The sequence below is a fragment of the Serratia liquefaciens ATCC 27592 genome, assembly GCF_000422085.1.
Taxonomy (GTDB): Bacteria; Pseudomonadota; Gammaproteobacteria; order Enterobacterales; family Enterobacteriaceae; genus Serratia; species Serratia liquefaciens.
This window is the reverse complement of the sequence record NC_021741.1, coordinates 2,929,832-2,946,986: the sequence shown is the minus strand read 5'-3', so window position 1 is coordinate 2,946,986 and position 17,155 is coordinate 2,929,832. Positions and strand designations below refer to the sequence as shown.

At 55.4% G+C, this 17,155-nt stretch carries 16 protein-coding genes; 11 read left to right on the top strand and 5 right to left on the bottom strand.

Annotated features, from left to right (window positions below; translation table 11 throughout):
• The first annotated feature begins 61 nt into the window (after window positions 1-61).
• From aspS to ruvB, 6 genes are all read left to right on the top strand, one after another.
• Window positions 62-1,852, top strand: a complete 1,791-nt coding sequence (gene aspS, locus M495_RS13730; protein ID WP_020827266.1) for an aspartate--tRNA ligase — start codon at window positions 62-64, stop codon at window positions 1,850-1,852.
• On the top strand, window positions 1,852-2,298 hold the full coding sequence (gene nudB / locus M495_RS13725; RefSeq protein WP_020827265.1) for a dihydroneopterin triphosphate diphosphatase: 447 nt from the start codon (window positions 1,852-1,854) through the stop codon (window positions 2,296-2,298). The genes aspS and nudB overlap by 1 nt, the downstream gene beginning before the upstream one ends.
• A 19-nt stretch (window positions 2,299-2,317) precedes the next feature.
• Window positions 2,318-3,061: a YebC/PmpR family DNA-binding transcriptional regulator gene (locus tag M495_RS13720; RefSeq protein WP_020827264.1), complete on the top strand. Its 744-nt coding sequence runs from the start codon at window positions 2,318-2,320 to the stop codon at window positions 3,059-3,061.
• A 73-nt stretch (window positions 3,062-3,134) separates the two neighbouring features.
• Window positions 3,135-3,656, top strand: a complete 522-nt coding sequence (ruvC, locus tag M495_RS13715; protein ID WP_020827263.1) for a crossover junction endodeoxyribonuclease RuvC — start codon at window positions 3,135-3,137, stop codon at window positions 3,654-3,656.
• A 108-nt stretch (window positions 3,657-3,764) separates the two neighbouring features.
• Complete coding sequence (ruvA, locus tag M495_RS13710) at window positions 3,765-4,379, top strand: Holliday junction branch migration protein RuvA (RefSeq protein ID WP_020827262.1); 615 nt, start codon at window positions 3,765-3,767, stop codon at window positions 4,377-4,379.
• Window positions 4,380-4,399: 20 nt separating this feature from the next.
• A complete protein-coding gene (ruvB, locus tag M495_RS13705) occupies window positions 4,400-5,404 on the top strand; it encodes a Holliday junction branch migration DNA helicase RuvB (RefSeq protein ID WP_020827261.1) in 1,005 nt (334 codons plus the stop codon).
• Between the two features lie 69 nt (window positions 5,405-5,473).
• On the opposite strand, the gene znuB is transcribed toward ruvB, so the two are convergent.
• On the bottom strand, window positions 5,474-6,259 hold the full coding sequence (znuB, locus tag M495_RS13700; protein ID WP_020827260.1) for a zinc ABC transporter permease subunit ZnuB: 786 nt from the start codon (window positions 6,257-6,259) through the stop codon (window positions 5,474-5,476).
• Window positions 6,256-7,014: a zinc ABC transporter ATP-binding protein ZnuC gene (znuC, locus tag M495_RS13695; RefSeq protein ID WP_020827259.1), complete on the bottom strand. Its 759-nt coding sequence runs from the start codon at window positions 7,012-7,014 to the stop codon at window positions 6,256-6,258. The genes znuB and znuC overlap by 4 nt, the downstream gene beginning before the upstream one ends.
• A gap of 78 nt (window positions 7,015-7,092) precedes the next feature.
• Here znuC and znuA point away from each other — a divergent pair, with 78 nt between their 5' ends.
• From znuA to lpxM, 3 genes are all read left to right on the top strand, one after another.
• On the top strand, window positions 7,093-8,058 hold the full coding sequence (znuA, locus tag M495_RS13690; RefSeq protein WP_020827258.1) for a zinc ABC transporter substrate-binding protein ZnuA: 966 nt from the start codon (window positions 7,093-7,095) through the stop codon (window positions 8,056-8,058).
• 21 nt (window positions 8,059-8,079) lie between these two features.
• Window positions 8,080-9,402 carry a murein DD-endopeptidase MepM gene (gene mepM / locus M495_RS13685; RefSeq protein ID WP_041414635.1) on the top strand — a complete coding sequence of 441 codons (1,323 nt, stop codon included), beginning with the start codon at window positions 8,080-8,082 and terminating at the stop codon, window positions 9,400-9,402.
• Between the two features lie 149 nt (window positions 9,403-9,551).
• Window positions 9,552-10,520, top strand: a complete 969-nt coding sequence (gene lpxM / locus M495_RS13680) for a lauroyl-Kdo(2)-lipid IV(A) myristoyltransferase (RefSeq protein WP_020827256.1) — start codon at window positions 9,552-9,554, stop codon at window positions 10,518-10,520.
• A gap of 67 nt (window positions 10,521-10,587) precedes the next feature.
• Here the strand turns inward: lpxM and M495_RS13675 are convergent, their stop codons facing one another.
• The 3 genes from M495_RS13675 to M495_RS13665 all read right to left on the bottom strand — a co-directional run bounded on the left by M495_RS13675 (window position 10,588) and on the right by M495_RS13665 (window position 14,083).
• Complete coding sequence (locus M495_RS13675) at window positions 10,588-11,472, bottom strand: leucine-rich repeat domain-containing protein (protein ID WP_020827255.1); 885 nt, start codon at window positions 11,470-11,472, stop codon at window positions 10,588-10,590.
• Window positions 11,473-11,579: 107 nt separating this feature from the next.
• Complete coding sequence (gene pyk, locus M495_RS13670) at window positions 11,580-13,022, bottom strand: pyruvate kinase (RefSeq protein WP_020827254.1); 1,443 nt, start codon at window positions 13,020-13,022, stop codon at window positions 11,580-11,582.
• Between the two features lie 188 nt (window positions 13,023-13,210).
• Window positions 13,211-14,083, bottom strand: coding sequence for a MurR/RpiR family transcriptional regulator (locus tag M495_RS13665; RefSeq protein WP_020827253.1), 873 nt, complete (start codon window positions 14,081-14,083; stop codon window positions 13,211-13,213).
• A 417-nt stretch (window positions 14,084-14,500) separates the two neighbouring features.
• On the opposite strand from M495_RS13665, the gene zwf reads away from it, so the two are divergent.
• Window positions 14,501-15,976: a glucose-6-phosphate dehydrogenase gene (gene zwf, locus M495_RS13660; protein WP_020827252.1), complete on the top strand. Its 1,476-nt coding sequence runs from the start codon at window positions 14,501-14,503 to the stop codon at window positions 15,974-15,976.
• A gap of 154 nt (window positions 15,977-16,130) precedes the next feature.
• A complete protein-coding gene (locus tag M495_RS13655) occupies window positions 16,131-16,772 on the top strand; it encodes a bifunctional 4-hydroxy-2-oxoglutarate aldolase/2-dehydro-3-deoxy-phosphogluconate aldolase (protein ID WP_020827251.1) in 642 nt (213 codons plus the stop codon).
• Window positions 16,773-17,155: the final 383 nt, after the last annotated feature.

Below are 17,155 nucleotides of genomic sequence, written 5' to 3'. Positions count from 1 at the left end.
ACAGCCGCGTGGCAGGCGCCAAAAGCCCGCGCGGCATCGGCTTAAGCCAAAAGGATAGCGTATGCGTACTGAATATTGCGGGCAGTTGAATCTGTCTCACGTGGGCCAAGAAGTCACTTTGTGTGGTTGGGTCAACCGTCGTCGCGATCTGGGCGGCCTGATCTTTATTGATATGCGCGACCGCGAAGGCATCGTGCAGGTGTTCTTCGATCCGGACCAGAAGGCCGCGTTCGACAAGGCGTACGACCTGCGCAATGAATTCTGCATCCAGATCGTCGGCACCGTGCGTGCCCGTCCGGACAGCCAGATCAATAAAGATATGGCTACCGGTGAAGTAGAAGTGTTCGCCCATGCACTGGAGATCATCAACCGCTCCGAGCCACTGCCGCTGGATTCCAACCAGGTCAACACCGAAGAAGCGCGCCTGAAATACCGCTACCTGGATTTGCGTCGCCCGGAAATGGCCGATCGCCTGAAAACCCGTGCCAAAATCACCAGCTTTGTGCGCCGCTTTATGGACAGCCACGGTTTCCTCGATATCGAAACCCCGATGCTGACCAAAGCCACGCCGGAAGGCGCCCGTGACTATCTGGTCCCGAGCCGCGTACATAAAGGCAAGTTCTATGCGTTGCCGCAATCTCCGCAGCTGTTCAAACAGCTGTTGATGATGTCCGGTTTCGACCGCTACTACCAAATCGTCAAATGCTTCCGCGACGAAGACCTGCGTGCCGACCGTCAGCCTGAATTTACCCAGATCGACGTGGAAACCTCTTTCATGACCGCCGATCAGGTGCGTGAAGTGATGGAGAAACTGGCGCGTGAACTGTGGCTGGACGTGAAGGGCGTAGATCTGGGTGATTTCCCGGTCATGACCTTCGAAGAAGCCATGCGTCGCTATGGCTCGGACAAGCCGGACCTGCGTAACCCACTGGAGTTGGTGGACGTTGCCGATCTGGTGAAGGACGTGGAATTCAAGGTGTTCTCCGGCCCGGCTAACGATGCCAAAGGCCGCGTTGCCGCGATCTGTGTACCTGGTGGTGCGCAGTTGACCCGTAAGCTGATCGATGAGTACGGCGCTTTCGTTAACATCTATGGTGCCAAAGGCCTGGCCTGGCTGAAGGTCAATGACCGCGCCGCCGGTATGGAAGGCGTACAGAGCCCGATTGCTAAATTCCTCAGCGCAGAAGTGCTGGAAGCAATTCTGGCGCGTACCAACGCGCAGAGCGGCGACATTCTGTTCTTCGGCGCCGACAGCTTCAAGATTGTCACCGATGCGATGGGCGCGCTGCGTCTGAAGCTGGGCCGTGATTTGGAACTGACCAAGCTGGACAGCTGGGCACCGCTGTGGGTCGTGGACTTCCCGATGTTCGAAGAAGACGGCGAAGGTGGTCTGGCAGCGATGCACCACCCGTTCACCGCACCGCGCGATATGAGCCCGGAAGAGCTGGCCAACACGCCAATCAATGCCATCGCCAACGCCTACGACATGGTGATTAACGGCTACGAAGTGGGTGGCGGTTCCGTGCGTATTCACCGTAGCGAAATGCAGCAGACGGTATTCAGCATTCTGGGTATTAACGAACACGAGCAACGCGAAAAATTCGGTTTCCTGTTGGACGCGTTGAAGTACGGTACGCCGCCGCACGCCGGTTTGGCTTTCGGTCTGGACCGTCTGGTGATGCTGCTGACCGGCACCGACAACATTCGTGACGTGATCGCCTTCCCGAAAACCACCGCTGCGGCCTGCTTGATGACCGAAGCACCAAGCTTCGCGAACCCGGCTTCGTTGCAGGAGCTGGCAATCAGCGTGGTAAAGAAAGCGACTGACGATTCAAATGTAGAGAACCAGTAATGAACTACAAGCGTCCCGAGTCTATTCTGGTAGTGATTTATGCCAAATCCAGTGGTCGGGTGCTGATGTTACAGCGGCGCGATGATACCGAATTCTGGCAGTCGGTGACCGGCAGCCTGGAGGAAGATGAGTCGCCGCCGCATGCCGCACGGCGTGAGGTCATGGAAGAAGTCGGCATCGATATCGAAGCAGAGAAACTGCCGTTGTTCGATTGCCAGCGCTGTGTGGAGTTTGAACTCTTTGTCCATTTGCGACATCGCTATGCCCCGGGAACCACGCGCAATAAAGAGCACTGGTTCTGTCTGGCTTTGCCTGAAGAGCGCGATCCGGTGATTACCGAGCATCACGCCTACCAGTGGCTTGAGGCGGCGGAAGCCGTGAAGTTGACCAAGTCCTGGAGCAATCAGCAGGCGATTGAAGAGTTTGTGATTAATTCAGTCCAGTAATTTTTTTCGGAGATTTTTTATGGCAGGTCATAGTAAGTGGGCCAACACAAAGCACCGTAAAGCAGCGCAGGATTCCAAGCGCGGTAAAATTTTCACCAAAATTATTCGCGAGCTGGTGACTGCCGCGAAACTGGGCGGTGGCGATCCGGGGGCTAACCCGCGTCTGCGTGCGGCGATCGACAAGGCGCTGTCCAACAACATGACGCGCGACACCCTGAACCGTGCCATCGCGCGTGGGGTAGGCGGTGATGATGATACCAATATGGAAACCATCATTTATGAAGGCTACGGTCCGGGCGGCACTGCCGTCATGATCGAGTGCCTGAGTGACAACCGTAACCGTACCGTGGCGGAAGTGCGTCATGCCTTCACCAAGTGTGGCGGTAACCTCGGCACCGACGGCTCCGTGGCTTACCTGTTCACCAAGAAGGGCGTGATCACTTACGCAGCGGGCCTGGATGAAGACGTGGTGATGGAAGCTGCGCTGGAAGCCGGTGCTGAAGATATCGTCAGCTACGACGATGGCGTTATCGACGTCTTCACCGCTTGGGAAAACCTGGGTGAAGTGAAAGACGCGCTGACCGCTGCCGGTTTCACCGCCGAGTCGGCAGAAGTTTCCATGATCCCATCGACCAAAGCCGATATGGATGAAGAAACCGCGCCTAAGCTGCTGCGCCTGATCGACATGCTGGAAGACTGCGACGACGTGCAGGAGGTTTACCACAACGGTGAGATCTCCGACGAGGTTGCTGCGACGCTGTAATGGGGTTGAAGTACGGCGCTGTCTTGTGGCAGCGCCTGGCGAAGTTAATGCTTAACGCAAGGTGGGTGTAGGGATGACGATCATACTCGGTATCGATCCCGGATCGCGCGTCACCGGTTACGGCCTGATTCGTCAGCAGGGCCGCCAGTTGAGCTATATTGCCAGCGGTTGTATTCGTACCGTAGTGGATGACATGCCGACGCGCTTAAAGCTGATTTACGCGGGCGTCAGTGAAATCATTACCCAGTTTAAACCAGACTTTTTCGCTATTGAACAGGTGTTTATGGCGAAAAACCCGGATTCGGCGCTCAAACTTGGGCAGGCGCGCGGCGTGGCTATTGTTGCTGCCGTGAACCAGAATTTGGAAGTGTTTGAGTATGCGGCACGTCAGGTGAAACAAACGGTGGTCGGTACCGGCGCGGCCGAAAAAGCACAGGTGCAGCATATGGTGCGCTCGCTGCTTAAGCTGTCGGCCAATCCCCAGGCCGATGCTGCCGATGCGCTGGCGATCGCCATTACCCACTGTCACCTCAGCCAAAACGTGCTGCGGATGAGCGAAGGGCGATTGAACCTGGCGCGTGGACGTTTAAAGTAACGCTTAATCAGTTCCGAGGCTGGATATTCATCCAGCCTTTTTTATGTTATAAGCTTTAGCAGCACGGCATGGCAGAAGGTCATGCTCAGGAATTTAGCAGGAGGGTAAATGATAGGTCGTCTCAGAGGTTATATTCTGGAAAAGCAACCGCCACTGGTATTACTGGAGGCAAACGGCGTGGGCTATGAAGTGCATATGCCGATGACCTGCTTTTATGAACTGCCCGAGCTGGGGCAAGAGGCTATCGTGTTTACCCAATTTGTGGTGCGCGAAGATGCCCAACTGCTGTATGGCTTCAACGATAAACAAGAGCGCGCGCTGTTTCGCGAACTGATTAAAGTGAACGGCGTTGGCCCTAAGCTGGCGCTGGCCATTCTGTCCGGCATGTCAGCGCAGCAGTTTGTCAGCGCGGTTGAGCGTGAAGAGATCACGTCGCTGATAAAATTGCCGGGCGTAGGCAAGAAAACCGCAGAGCGCCTGGTGGTCGAAATGAAAGACCGCTTCAAAGGGCTTAATGGCGATCTGTTTAACAGCAGCAGCGAAATCACGCTTCCTGCCACCGCGGCGAAAGCGGCCGAACTGGATGCGGAAGCCGAAGCGGCCTCTGCGCTGGTGGCGCTGGGCTACAAACCGCAGGAGGCCAGTCGCATGGTCAGTAAAATCGCCAAGCCGGGTGCAGATTGCGAAACCCTGATCCGCGACGCGCTGCGTGCCGCGCTGTAAGCGCCGATAAGGGGTAGAGAATGATTGAAGCCGATCGCCTGATTTCTGCCGAGCCGATCAATGAAGAAGAAATTCTTGATCGCGCCATCCGGCCGAAGCTGCTGACGGAGTATGTCGGTCAGCCGCATGTCCGCGAGCAGATGGAAATCTTTATTCAGGCTGCCAAGCAGCGTGGCGACGCTCTGGACCATTTGCTGATCTTCGGCCCGCCCGGGTTGGGGAAAACCACGCTGGCCAACATCGTTGCCAATGAAATGGGCGTTAACCTACGCACCACCTCCGGGCCGGTGCTGGAAAAGGCGGGCGATCTGGCGGCGATGCTGACCAACCTGGAACCGCACGACGTTCTTTTTATCGATGAAATCCACCGTCTGTCTCCGGTAGTGGAAGAAGTGCTGTATCCGGCGATGGAAGATTATCAACTGGATATCATGATCGGTGAAGGCCCGGCCGCACGCTCGATCAAACTCGATTTGCCGCCGTTCACGCTGGTGGGGGCAACCACCCGCGCCGGTTCCCTGACTTCGCCACTGCGCGATCGCTTCGGCATTGTGCAGCGTTTGGAGTTTTATCAGGTTGCCGATCTGCAGCACATCGTTTCACGCAGCGCTAACTGTCTGGGGCTGGATCTGTCGGACGAGGGCGCACATGAAGTGGCTCGCCGTGCGCGCGGTACACCGCGTATCGCCAACCGTTTGCTGCGTCGGGTACGCGATTTTGCTGAAGTCCGCGCCAATGGCGTGATCAATGGCGAGGTGGCGATGCAGGCGCTGGATATGTTGAACGTTGACGCCGAAGGCTTCGATTACATGGACCGCAAACTGTTGCTGGCGATAATCGACAAGTTCACCGGCGGCCCTGTGGGCCTGGATAACCTGGCGGCAGCGATCGGCGAGGAAAGGGAAACTATCGAGGACGTGATCGAGCCGTTTCTGATCCAGCAAGGTTTCATCCAGCGCACGCCGCGCGGGCGCATGGCCACCAATCATGCCTATAAGCACTTTGGCATGGTGCGCGAAGAGTAAATATTACGCCGTAATCCGCATTAAAAAGGGCCGCTAATTGCGGCCCTTTTGCTATCTACGAGAGGGAGATCAGGCTTGCTGCTTCCTGGACAAGCTCAGGACGAACAGCACCGCCGCACTCAGTACCACCGATGGGCCGGCCGGGGTATCGTAAAATGCCGAGAAGGCCAATCCACCGGTCACTGCCAGCACACCCACCAGCACCGCGTAGGCGGCCATTTGCTCAGGAGTTCGGGCGAAGCGCCGTGCGGTAGCGGCCGGAATGATCAGCAGTGAGGTGATGATCAGCGCGCCGACGAATTTCATCGCCAGACCAATGGTCAGGGCGGTAACCAGCATCAGTACGGTACGAGCACGGACCAGATTGACCCCGTCAACATGTGCCAGCTCTGGGCTGACGGTCATCGACAGCAGGTTGCGCCACTGCCACCACAGGATCAACAGCACGACGCTGACCCCAATGGCAATCATCCAGATATCGGTGAAGGTAACCGACAGCAGATCGCCAAACAGATAGGCCATCAGATCGACCCGCACGTTGGACATCAGCGCCACCACCACCAACCCCAGCGACAGCGCACTGTGCGCCATAATACCGAGCAGGGTGTCAACGGAAAGTTGCGGACGACGCTCCAGCCACACCAGCACCAGCGCCAGCACCAGCGTCACGGCAATCACCGCATAGAAAGGATTCACGTCCAGCAGCAGCCCGAAGGCCACACCCAGCAAAGAGGCGTGTGCCAGGGTATCGCCAAAATAGGACATCCGGCGCCAGACCACAAAGGAGCCCAATGGACCGGCAGCGGCGGCCAATAACACCCCGGCCAGCCAGCCGGGTAATAACAGTTCGATCATGCCTCACGGCCCCCGGTTTTCTTCAACACAATTCGTCCTTGCAGGTCGTGACGGTGATTATGGTGGTGACGATAGACCGCCAATTGCTCCGCACCGCGGTTGCCGAACATGGCGATAAATTCAGGATGCATCGAGACCACTTCCGGTGCGCCGGAACAGCAGATGTGTTGGTTGAGGCACAGCACTTCATCGGTTTTCGCCATCACCAGATGCAGGTCATGGGACACCATCAGAACCGCGCAACCCAGTTCTTTGCGCAGTTGGTCGATAAGATCGTACAGCGCCAGTTGGCCGTTGACGTCAACTCCTTGTGTTGGCTCATCCAGCACCAGCAGTTGCGGTTTGTTCAGCAGCGCCCGCGCGAGCAGTACGCGCTGATTCTCGCCACCTGAGAGTTTCTGCATCGGCTGATCGAGCAGGTGCGCTGCGTGCACGCGTTTCAGCGCGGGCAGAATATCGGCTTTCTTGACGCCGGGTTTCAGGCGCATAAAGCGGCTTACGGTGAGTGGCAGGGTGGCGTCGAGGTGCAGTTTTTGCGGCACGTAACCGATACGCAGACCCGGTTCGCGTTCCAGCGTACCTTCCGTTGGCGCAACCAGCCCGAGTACCACGCGCACCAGCGTGGATTTGCCCGCGCCGTTTGGGCCGAGCAGCGTCAGAATACGGCCCGGTTGAAGGCTGAGCGAAATATTCGACAGCACCTTACGGTTACCAAAGGAGACGGAGATATTTTTTAGCGTTGTCAGTGTGGACATCTCATGATTACATTTTGCAGAACTAACCGAATGTTATAATATCACGCCTCGCTGATGAAAACGACGGGATTACTGATAATGGCACATAAAAATAAATGGCTGCAGCGCACGTTGCTGGCTAGCGCACTGATGATGGCCGGACCACTGAGCAGCGCCTCTGCGGCGGTAGTGACATCCATTCGCCCACTGGGCTTTATCGCCTCCGCTATCGCCGATGGCGTAACGCCGACCGAGGTGCTGCTGCCGGATGGCGCCTCGCCGCACGATTTCGCCTTGCGACCTTCCGATATCCAACGCCTGCGTGCCTCCGATCTGGTGGTGTGGGTAGGCCCGGATATGGAAGCTTTTCTGACCAAATCCCTAACGCCGGTGTCGGCCAATCGTCAATTGGCCATCAGCGAACTGAGCGGAGTAAAACCGCTGTTGATGAAGGGCGAAGACGACGATCATGAGCATGAACACGACCATGATCATGCAACGGATGCGCATAGTCATGCCGATCACGATGAGGGCGATGGGCACCATCATGGCGAATATAACATGCACGTTTGGCTGTCTCCGGAAGTGGCAAAAGTGACCGCGATCGCGATTCACGACAGGTTATTGGAACTTATGCCACAGAATAAGGACAAATTAGACGCAAACCTGCGCCAGTTCGAGAATCTACTGACGCAAACTGACAAAAATGTTGGTAACATGCTCAAGCCTGTGCAAGGCAAAGGATATTTTGTTTTTCATGATGCTTACGGCTATTTTGAGAAACATTTCGGTTTGAGCCCGCTGGGCCATTTCACTGTGAATCCCGAAATCCAACCTGGAGCACAGCGCTTACACCAAATTCGAACACAGTTGGTTGAGCAGAAAGCAGTCTGCGTTTTTGCTGAGCCACAATTCAGGCCGGCCGTAATCAATGCCGTTGCCAAAGGGACCAAAGTGCGTTCTGGAACGCTGGACCCGCTGGGCACCGGCATCGCACTGGGGAAAGACAGCTACGGGAACTTCCTGACTCAGCTGTCAAACCAGTACGTGAGCTGCCTGAAGTAAAGATTATGAGGATAAAATCGAGTGCAGCAGATAGTCCGAACTATCGCTCTGGCGTATAACAATCTGCCACGGCCCCACCGCGTCATGCTGGGGTCGCTGACAGTGGTTACATTGGCCGTTGCCGTCTGGCGGCCTTTTGTTTATCACCCAGAACATAACCCCATCGTTAAAAGCATTGAGTTAGAATCCAGTCAATTACGATCCTTGCTGCCAGAAGCCAGCGAACCGATCGATCTCGACCAAGCCACCCCCGATGATGACATCCCACAGGATGAGCTGGACCAAAAGGTCGCCGGCGAGGATGGCGTGCATGAATATGTTGTTTCTACCGGTGATACGCTGGGCAGCATTCTGACCCAATACGGCATAGATATGTCGGATGTCACGCTGTTGGCATCGCAAAACCGCGATCTGCGTAATCTGAAAATTGGCCAGCAGCTGTCATGGACGGTGAACGATGCCGGCGATCTGCAGCGTTTGACCTGGGAAGTTTCCCGGCGTGAAACCCGCACCTATGACCGCGTAGGTAACAACTTCAAAGAAACCCAGGAGTCGCAGCAGGGCGAATGGCGCAACAATGTGATCAGCGGCCGGCTGAACGGCAGTTTCGTCAGCAGCGCCGGCGATGCCGGTCTGAGCCGTGCTGAAATCAATGCGGTGATCAAAGCGCTGCAGTGGCAGTTGGATTTCCGCAAACTGCGCAAAGGGGATCAGTTCTCGGTATTGATGTCCCGCGAACACTTTGACGGTAAGAGCGCACAAAGTCAGCTGCTGGGTGTGCGTATGCGCACCGGCGGCAAAGACTATTACGCCATCCGTGCCGAAGACGGTAAATTCTACGATCGTCAGGGCTCGGGCCTGGCGCGCGGCTTTATGCGTTTCCCAACCATGAAGCAGTTCCGCATCTCTTCAAACTTCAACCCACGCCGTGTGAATCCGGTCACCGGGCGCATTGCGCCGCACAAAGGCGTCGACTTCGCGATGCCGGTCGGTACTCCGGTGCTGGCAGTGGGCGACGGTGAAGTGTTGATCGCCAAACGCAGCGGTGCCGCGGGCAACTACGTGGCCATCCGCCATGGTCGCCAGTACACCACGCGTTATATGCACCTGAAAAAGCTGTTGGTTAAGCCAGGCCAGAAGGTGAAACGGGGTGATCGCATCGCGCTATCCGGTAACACCGGGCGCTCAACCGGCCCGCATCTGCACTTCGAAATGTGGACCAACCAGCAGGCGGTCAACCCGCTGACGGCGAAACTGCCGCGTTCAGAAGGGCTAAGCGGTAAAGATCGCAGCGATTATCTGGCGCAGGTGAAAGAAGTGGTGCCTCAGCTGCAGCTGGATTGATCCCTTTGCCCCGGCGCGTTACCGCGCCAGTGATTCCATCGGCCTGATTACGGGCCGATGTTGTTTTATATTGGTGCTTCGCCGTTGTGAATTGCAAAATCACCCTTTGCAATTATGATTAGCCGAACCGCTATGTTAAGAGCTTGTGCATGCAAAACGAGAAAAAATCGAACCTAGAGTTCATTCCGCAATTTCAGAAAGCCTTTTACCATCCGCGCTACTGGGGCGTTTGGCTGGGAACCGGGTTAATGGCCGGTATTTCACTGGTGCCTGCACGTCTGCGCGATCCTGTGCTCGGCGCCGTGGGTAAATTGGCCGGCAAGGTGGCAAAAGGCGCTCGACGTCGTGCGCGCATCAACCTATTGTACTGCCTGCCTGAGCTGCCCGAAAACGAGCGTGAACATATCATCGACGAGATGTTCGCCACCGCACCGCAATCGATGATCTTGATGGCGGAGCTGGCCTGTACCCAACCTGAGAAAGTGTTGAAGCGCGTTCGCTGGCACGGTGAAGAGGTGCTGGATAAAATCCGTGAAGAAGGGCGTAACGTGATTTTCCTGGTACCACACGGGTGGGCGGTGGATGTTCCGGCGATGCTGATGGCAGCTCGTGGTCAGCCGATGGCGGCGATGTTCCATAACCAAAGCAACCCACTGGTCGATTATCTGTGGAACACCGTACGTCGCAAGTTCGGCGGTCGCATGCACGCGCGCAATGACGGCATCAAGCCGTTTATCAGTTCTGTGCGTCAGGGGTATTGGGGCTATTATCTGCCGGACCAGGATCACGGAGCAGAACACAGCGAATTCGTGGATTTCTTTGCGACCTATAAAGCTACGCTGCCTGCGGTCGGGCGTCTGATGAAGGTCTGTCGTGCGGCCATTGTGCCGCTGTTCCCGGTCTATGACGGTAAAACCAGCATGCTGGATATCCATATACGTCCGCCGATGGACGACCTGGCGACGGCCGACGATCGCACCATTGCCCGCCGGATGAATGAAGAAGTGGAGAATCTGGTAGGTCCCAACCCGGAACAGTACACCTGGATCCTCAAGCTGCTGAAAACGCGCAAAGAAGGGGAAATCGAACCCTATTCACGCGACGATTTATACCGCTAAGCTCAGTTTTGGCGTCAGGCAAGGGTCAGTCATCTGCGGGTGACTGGCCCTTGCTGTTTCTGACGGTTCAAATATGCACCAGGCAACCTTGGGCAATCAGCGGCTCCAGCACGGCAGGCATTTCGGCAAAGTTGTTCCAGCGCAGATCCAACCGCTGTAACTGGGTTAACTCGGCCAGGCTGTCAGGCAGGGCGCTTAGGCGGTTAGCGCGCAGATCCAACGTGGTTAGTGCCTTAAGCTGACCAAAAGACGTCGGTAGCTGTTGCAGGCGGTTGGTTCTGAGGTTGAGGTGAGTCAGGTTGGCCAGCCGACCCAAAGTGGTTGGCAGCTGGCTGATAGCGTTATTTTCCACATCCAGCACCCTCAGCGCAGAGAGTTGGGCTATTTGCTCTGGTAGTGCAACCAGACGATTATTCATCAGGTGCAGTTCCCGCAGGGCGGTCAACTGGCCGAACGTCTCAGGCAACAAGGCAATCTGGTTATTGTAAAGCCGCAGTTCCTGCAGCGCGCCGAGTTGCACGATTGCCGTAGGCAATTCGCTCAGTTGGTTATCTGTCGCATTCAAATACCGCAGTTTATGTAACCGCCCCAGTTCGAGGGGCAGATCGCGAAAGGCGTTATCGCTGAGGTATAAATAAGTCAGTTCACGCAGCTCACCGATCCCGGCCGGTATCTGGTTGGCCTGGTTATGGCCGCAATCGAGCATGGCCAGCTGTTTCAACAGGCCTATTTCAGTTGGCAGTTCGCTGAGTTGGTTGCAAGAGATGTTCAATACCTGCAGATCGGCATGCTGCAAAATCTGCCGTGGGAATTGCCGAAGCCGATTGTTATACAGACTGATTTTTAGCAGTGAGTTGCCTTGTAGACAGGTATCGTCCAGATTTTCCAGCCCCTGACCGTCCAGATCCAGACTTTGTGCCGTGCGGTTTTGCTGTGGGTGTTGATGAAGCATCGAAGCCTCTCCGTTTGCCATGGTGGCGACAGGCGACGAGTTTAACAGGGGGAAAGGGCGGTGCGGGAAAAAATGCCGACCGCGTTAACGGCCGGCGGCAGGACAGATTACTCGACGCGCAGAATACGGCTGGTGTTGGTGGTGCCAACGGTTTCCATCACGTCACCCTGGGTGACGATCACCAGGTCACCCGAGACCAGGAAGCCTTTATCACGCAGGCGGTTAACCGCGTCATTGGCGGCGATAACACCGTCGTTATGGCTGTCGAAGTACACCGGGGTCACGCCGCGATAGAGTGCGGTCAGGTTCAGCGTGTGTTCATGGCGCGACATGGCGAAGATAGGCAAGCCGGAGCTGATGCGTGACATCATCAGTGCGGTACGGCCGGATTCGGTCATGGCAATCAGCGCGGTAACACCTTTCAGGTGGTTGGCTGCGTACATTGAAGACATGGCGATAGCCTCTTCAATGTTGTCGAACTGTACGTCCAGGCGGTGCTTGGAGACATTGATGCTTGGGATCTTCTCCGCGCCCAGGCAAACGCGCGCCATTGCGGCTACGGTTTCGGCCGGGTATTGACCCGCGGCGGTTTCGGCAGACAGCATCACGGCGTCGGTGCCGTCCAGCACGGCGTTCGCCACGTCCATTACCTCGGCGCGGGTCGGCATCGGGTTGGTGATCATCGACTCCATCATCTGGGTCGCGGTGATCACGGCACGGTTCAGGGTGCGAGCACGGCGGATCAGCTTTTTCTGGATGCCGACCAGTTCAGGATCGCCGATTTCGACGCCCAGATCGCCACGGGCAACCATCACTACGTCGGAGGCCAGAATGATGTCATCCATGGCTTCGTCGCTGCAGACGGCTTCGGCACGCTCAACCTTGGAAACGATCTTGGCGTGACAGCCAGCATCGCGCGCCAGACGGCGGGCATAGTTCAGATCTTCGCCGGTGCGCGGGAAGGAAACCGCCAGATAATCGACGCCGATTTTTGCCGCGGTGACGATATCGGCCTTGTCTTTCTCGGTAAGGGCTTCTGCGGACAGGCCGCCACCCAGTTTGTTAATGCCTTTGTTGTTGGACAGCGGGCCGCCAACGGTCACTTCGGTAAAGACTTTCATGCCCTGAACTTCGAGCACTTTCAACTGTACGCGGCCGTCGTCCAGCAGCAGTACGTCGCCCGGCACCACGTCGGCAGGCAGGCCTTTATAGTCGATACCGACCTTTTCTTTATCGCCTTCGCCCTTGGCCATGTTGGCATCGAGCAGGAATTTATCACCGATGTTAAGGAAGATTTTGCCTTCCTTAAAGGTGGAAACACGAATTTTCGGCCCTTGCAGGTCACCCAGAATAGCGACGTGACGTCCCAACTTGGCAGCGATTTCGCGCACTTTGTCGGCGCGAGCCTGATGATCTTCTGCCGTGCCGTGGGAAAAGTTTAGCCGAACTACGTTTGCGCCTGCGGCAATGATCTTTTCCAGATTATTGTCGCGGTCAGTAGCCGGACCCAGGGTGGTAACAATTTTGGTTCTTCTGAGCCGTCTGGACATGTATTACTCCGTTGACTGGTGAAGCAAATTATTGGTGTTGCGATAACGTCGGATAACGAAACCTGGAGTGAAATGTAATTTTACTACACTGATGTTTCACCTGGGTTACCCGCATGAGCGTTTTAACAGGGTACTGCCTCTAATGCCGCCGTCCAGATGATCTTGAACGACAGGTTTTTTCACATCGGTTACGAGTCGAAATTGTTGGGGATAACGACACCCTTATCAAAGCGCGATTCTTTCAACGCTTCCTTGACCCGCTTCAAGTTATCTCTGAATTTGGCCCCTCTGCGCAAGGTAAATCCGGTGGCGAGCACGTCTATGAGCGTTAATTGCGCAATTCGTGACACCATCGGCATATAAACGTCGGTATCTTCGGGAACATCAAGCAACAACGCCAGGGTTGCCTCGTGCGCCAGAGGGGTATCGCGTGAGGTGATGGCGATAACCGTGGCGTCGTTTTCACGCGCCAGCTGCGCCATTTCCACCAGGTTTTTGGTACGACCAGTGTGGGAGATTAACACCACTACGTCCCCTTCGCTGGAATTCATGCAGCCCATACGTTGCATGACGATATCGTCGAAGTAGACCACCGGGATATTAAAGCGAAAAAATTTGTTCATCGCGTCGTGAGCGACCGCCGCAGAGGCCCCCAAACCGAAGAAAGAGATTTTTTTTGCCTGGGTAAGTAGATCAACCGCACGATTGATTGCGGCAATATCCAAATTTGCCTTTACTGTATCCAGACTGGCCATCACCGATTCGAATATTTTACCGGTATAGGCATCGACGCTGTCATCTTCCTCCACGTTACGGTTTACGTACGGAGTGCCATTGGCCAGGCTTTGGGCAAGATGCAGTTTGAAATCGGGGAAGCCTTTGGTATCGAGACGGCGACAAAAACGGTTGACGGTGGGTTCGCTGACGTCTGCCATTCTGGCCAGCGTCGCGATACTGGAGTGGATGGCGGTCTGCGGGGAGGCCAGGATCACCTCAGCGACTTTCCGTTCAGATTTGCTCAGCAGCTCCAGATGACTCTGGATTTTTTCCAGCGTATTCATATAACGAGGGTCACTCATGGTTTATACCCGTCGCATTTCAAGCTACAGCGGGGTGATGGCAGTTGCTATAACTTGAAATCCATAGGGTATGTCGATTTCAATCAAAGGAGAAATCAATGCCGGTTTAATGGAAATATACTACGTGCTGGTAACCGTTGGCAGTGTCGACAGAGGGTATGCAGGCTTTTTTCATCAGAACATGACCTGTGTCTAACTTTCATAATGGTAAAAGAGCATCAAAAAAGACAGAAAATTACAGTTTTTGGCTCGGGCACCTACGTTTAGAGCCGGTAGCGCTTAACACTGCATTTTCTGGGGCTTTTTTTCTACTTTTGATCCGGGTTTACTGGCCGTAGTCAAAGAGAGTACAGTAGTAATGTAAGAAAATTACAAATATCCTGCAACGAGGAGATGAACATGGCGGTAACCTCTACAGCCCAGGCGTGTGACCTGGTTATTTTCGGCGCGAAAGGCGATTTGGCGCGTCGTAAGCTGTTGCCTTCCCTGTACCAGTTAGAGAAAGCCGGTCATATCCATCCGGATACCCGCATCATCGGCGTCGGCCGTGCCGAGTGGGATAAAGAAGCCTATATCAAGGTGGTCAAGGAAGCGCTTGGCACCTTTATGAAAGAAAAACTGGATGACGAGCTCTGGGCGACGCTGAGTGCGCGCCTGGATTTCTGCAACCTGGATGTGAACGACAGCAAGAATTTTACCAAATTGGGTAAAATGCTGGACCAGAAACATCGCACCACCATTAACTACTTTGCCATGCCGCCAAGCACCTTTGGCGCGATTTGCAAAGGGTTGGGCGAAGCCAAGTTGAACCACGAGCCGGCGCGCGTGGTAATGGAAAAACCGCTGGGCACCGATCTGGCTTCTTCACGCGTGATCAACGATCAGGTCGCGGAATATTTCAACGAGAGCCAGGTTTATCGTATCGACCATTATCTCGGCAAAGAGACGGTACTGAACCTGCTGGCGCTGCGTTTCGCCAACTCGTTGTTCGCCTCCAACTGGGATAACCGCACCATCGACTCCGTACAGATCACTGTAGCGGAAGAGGTGGGTATTGAAGGGCGCTGGGGCTACTTTGACCAGGCCGGTCAGATGCGCGACATGATCCAGAACCACCTGTTGCAAATCCTGACCATGATTGCCATGTCGCCACCGGCGGACCTGACGACTGACCGTATTCGCGACGAGAAAGTGAAGGTACTGCGTTCACTGCGCCGCATCGATCAGACCAATGTACGTGAAACCACGGTGCGTGGTCAGTACACCGCTGGCTTCGTGCAGGGCAAAAAGGTGCCGGGTTATCTGGAAGAGGAAGGGGCGAATAAAAGCAGCAATACTGAAACCTTCGTCTCAATCCGCGTTGATATCGACAACTGGCAGTGGGCCGGTGTGCCATTCTACCTGCGTACCGGTAAGCGTCTGCCGACCAAATGTTCTGAAGTGGTCGTCTACTTCAAGAACCCGCCATTGAACCTGTTCAGCGATTCTTACCAGCAGTTGCCGCAGAACAAACTGACCATTCGTCTGCAGCCGGATGAAGGCATCGAAATTCAGGTGTTGAACAAGGTGCCGGGTCTGGATCACAAGCACCGTCTGCAAACCACCAAGCTGGATCTGAGTTTCTCCGAAACCTTCAACCAGGAGCATGTGGCTGACGCCTATGAGCGTCTGTTGCTGGAAACCATGCGTGGCATCCAGGCGCTGTTCGTGCGCCGCGACGAAGTGGAAGAAGCCTGGAAGTGGGTTGACTCCATTATGGACGCGTGGAAAGCGGATAACGAGGCACCTAAGCCGTACCAATCCGGCACCTGGGGCCCGGTCGCTTCAGTGGCGATGATCACCCGTGACGGCCGTTCCTGGAACGAGTTCGAGTAATCACCCTGCCGGCAGCTTATCTGCCGGCATTTTTTTGCCCGCAGTACCGGGGCGCAACATCACTTGGGGTACGGCCGGACGCCTGCGCTTTAATGCGTGGGGCCCTGTGGCAGGGGCGTGCCATTGATAACCCGTAAGTAATGGAGAAGTAACGATGAAAAACTGGAAAACCAGCGCAGAACAGATCCTGACCGCAGGCCCGGTGGTTCCGGTGATAGTGATCAACAAGCTGGAACATGCGGTGCCGCTGGCCAGGGCGCTGGTAGCCGGTGGTGTGCGCGTGCTGGAAGTCACATTGCGCACCGACTGCGCCATGGAGGCAATCCGCGCTATCGCGGCAGAGGTGCCGGAGGCAATTATCGGTGCCGGTACGGTGATTAACCCGCAGCAGTTGCAGGCAGTGACCGAGGCCGGTGCGCAATTCGCTATCAGCCCCGGCCTGACGGACGCGCTGCTGAAGGCCGCAACCGCAGGCACGATTCCATTGATTCCGGGTATTAGCACTGTTTCAGAGCTGATGCTGGGTATGGATCACGGGCTGCGTGAGTTCAAATTCTTCCCGGCGGAAGCCAACGGTGGCGTGAAGGCGTTACAGGCGATCGGCGGTCCATTCCCGCAGGTGCGTTTCTGCCCGACCGGGGGCATCACGCCAAACAACTACCGTGATTACCTGGCGCTGAAAAGCGTGTTGTGTATCGGCGGTTCCTGGTTGGTTCCGGCCGATGCGTTGGAAAAGGGCGACTACGCTCGCATCACCGAACTGGCACGTACCGCGGTCAGCGGCGCTGCGGTCTAACCCGCGCCGCGTCTGGGTTTGACGATTATTTGCCCGCACCACGCTAAGCGAAGGCTCAACGACTTGTTGAGCCTTTTTTTATTTTTAAATTACTTAACTTTCTTATTTTTAAACTTTTTTTTATTCGTTTTTGTGAAAACGGCGGTTTGCTTTCTTTTTTTGGCTATGGTACAACTATCGCAGTTGAAAATTTTACTTGATGAGGATATTGGGCAAATCGCACTCCGTGTAACAAGATAATGTGCGGCTGAGAATAGAGAATAATTATGATGACAACTAATGGAATTACCCTCAGAACCTCTACTTGCCAGCTTTTCCTGTCTGCCATCCTTGCCAGTGAGCATCACTGGTGCAGCGAGCTATAGCGTCTTTCTCCCTTAACC

Coding starts and splice junctions, on each gene's coding strand:
- aspS (WP_020827266.1), top strand. CDS start 62: ATGCGTACTGAATATTGCGGGCAGTTGAATCTGTCTCACGTGGGCCAA.
- nudB (WP_020827265.1), top strand. CDS start 1,852: ATGAACTACAAGCGTCCCGAGTCTATTCTGGTAGTGATTTATGCCAAA.
- M495_RS13720 (WP_020827264.1), top strand. CDS start 2,318: ATGGCAGGTCATAGTAAGTGGGCCAACACAAAGCACCGTAAAGCAGCG.
- ruvC (WP_020827263.1), top strand. CDS start 3,135: ATGACGATCATACTCGGTATCGATCCCGGATCGCGCGTCACCGGTTAC.
- ruvA (WP_020827262.1), top strand. CDS start 3,765: ATGATAGGTCGTCTCAGAGGTTATATTCTGGAAAAGCAACCGCCACTG.
- ruvB (WP_020827261.1), top strand. CDS start 4,400: ATGATTGAAGCCGATCGCCTGATTTCTGCCGAGCCGATCAATGAAGAA.
- znuB (WP_020827260.1), bottom strand. CDS start 6,259: ATGATCGAACTGTTATTACCCGGCTGGCTGGCCGGGGTGTTATTGGCC.
- znuC (WP_020827259.1), bottom strand. CDS start 7,014: ATGTCCACACTGACAACGCTAAAAAATATCTCCGTCTCCTTTGGTAAC.
- znuA (WP_020827258.1), top strand. CDS start 7,093: ATGGCACATAAAAATAAATGGCTGCAGCGCACGTTGCTGGCTAGCGCA.
- lpxM (WP_020827256.1), top strand. CDS start 9,552: ATGCAAAACGAGAAAAAATCGAACCTAGAGTTCATTCCGCAATTTCAG.
- M495_RS13675 (WP_020827255.1), bottom strand. CDS start 11,472: ATGCTTCATCAACACCCACAGCAAAACCGCACGGCACAAAGTCTGGAT.
- pyk (WP_020827254.1), bottom strand. CDS start 13,022: ATGTCCAGACGGCTCAGAAGAACCAAAATTGTTACCACCCTGGGTCCG.
- M495_RS13665 (WP_020827253.1), bottom strand. CDS start 14,083: ATGAATACGCTGGAAAAAATCCAGAGTCATCTGGAGCTGCTGAGCAAA.
- zwf (WP_020827252.1), top strand. CDS start 14,501: ATGGCGGTAACCTCTACAGCCCAGGCGTGTGACCTGGTTATTTTCGGC.
- M495_RS13655 (WP_020827251.1), top strand. CDS start 16,131: ATGAAAAACTGGAAAACCAGCGCAGAACAGATCCTGACCGCAGGCCCG.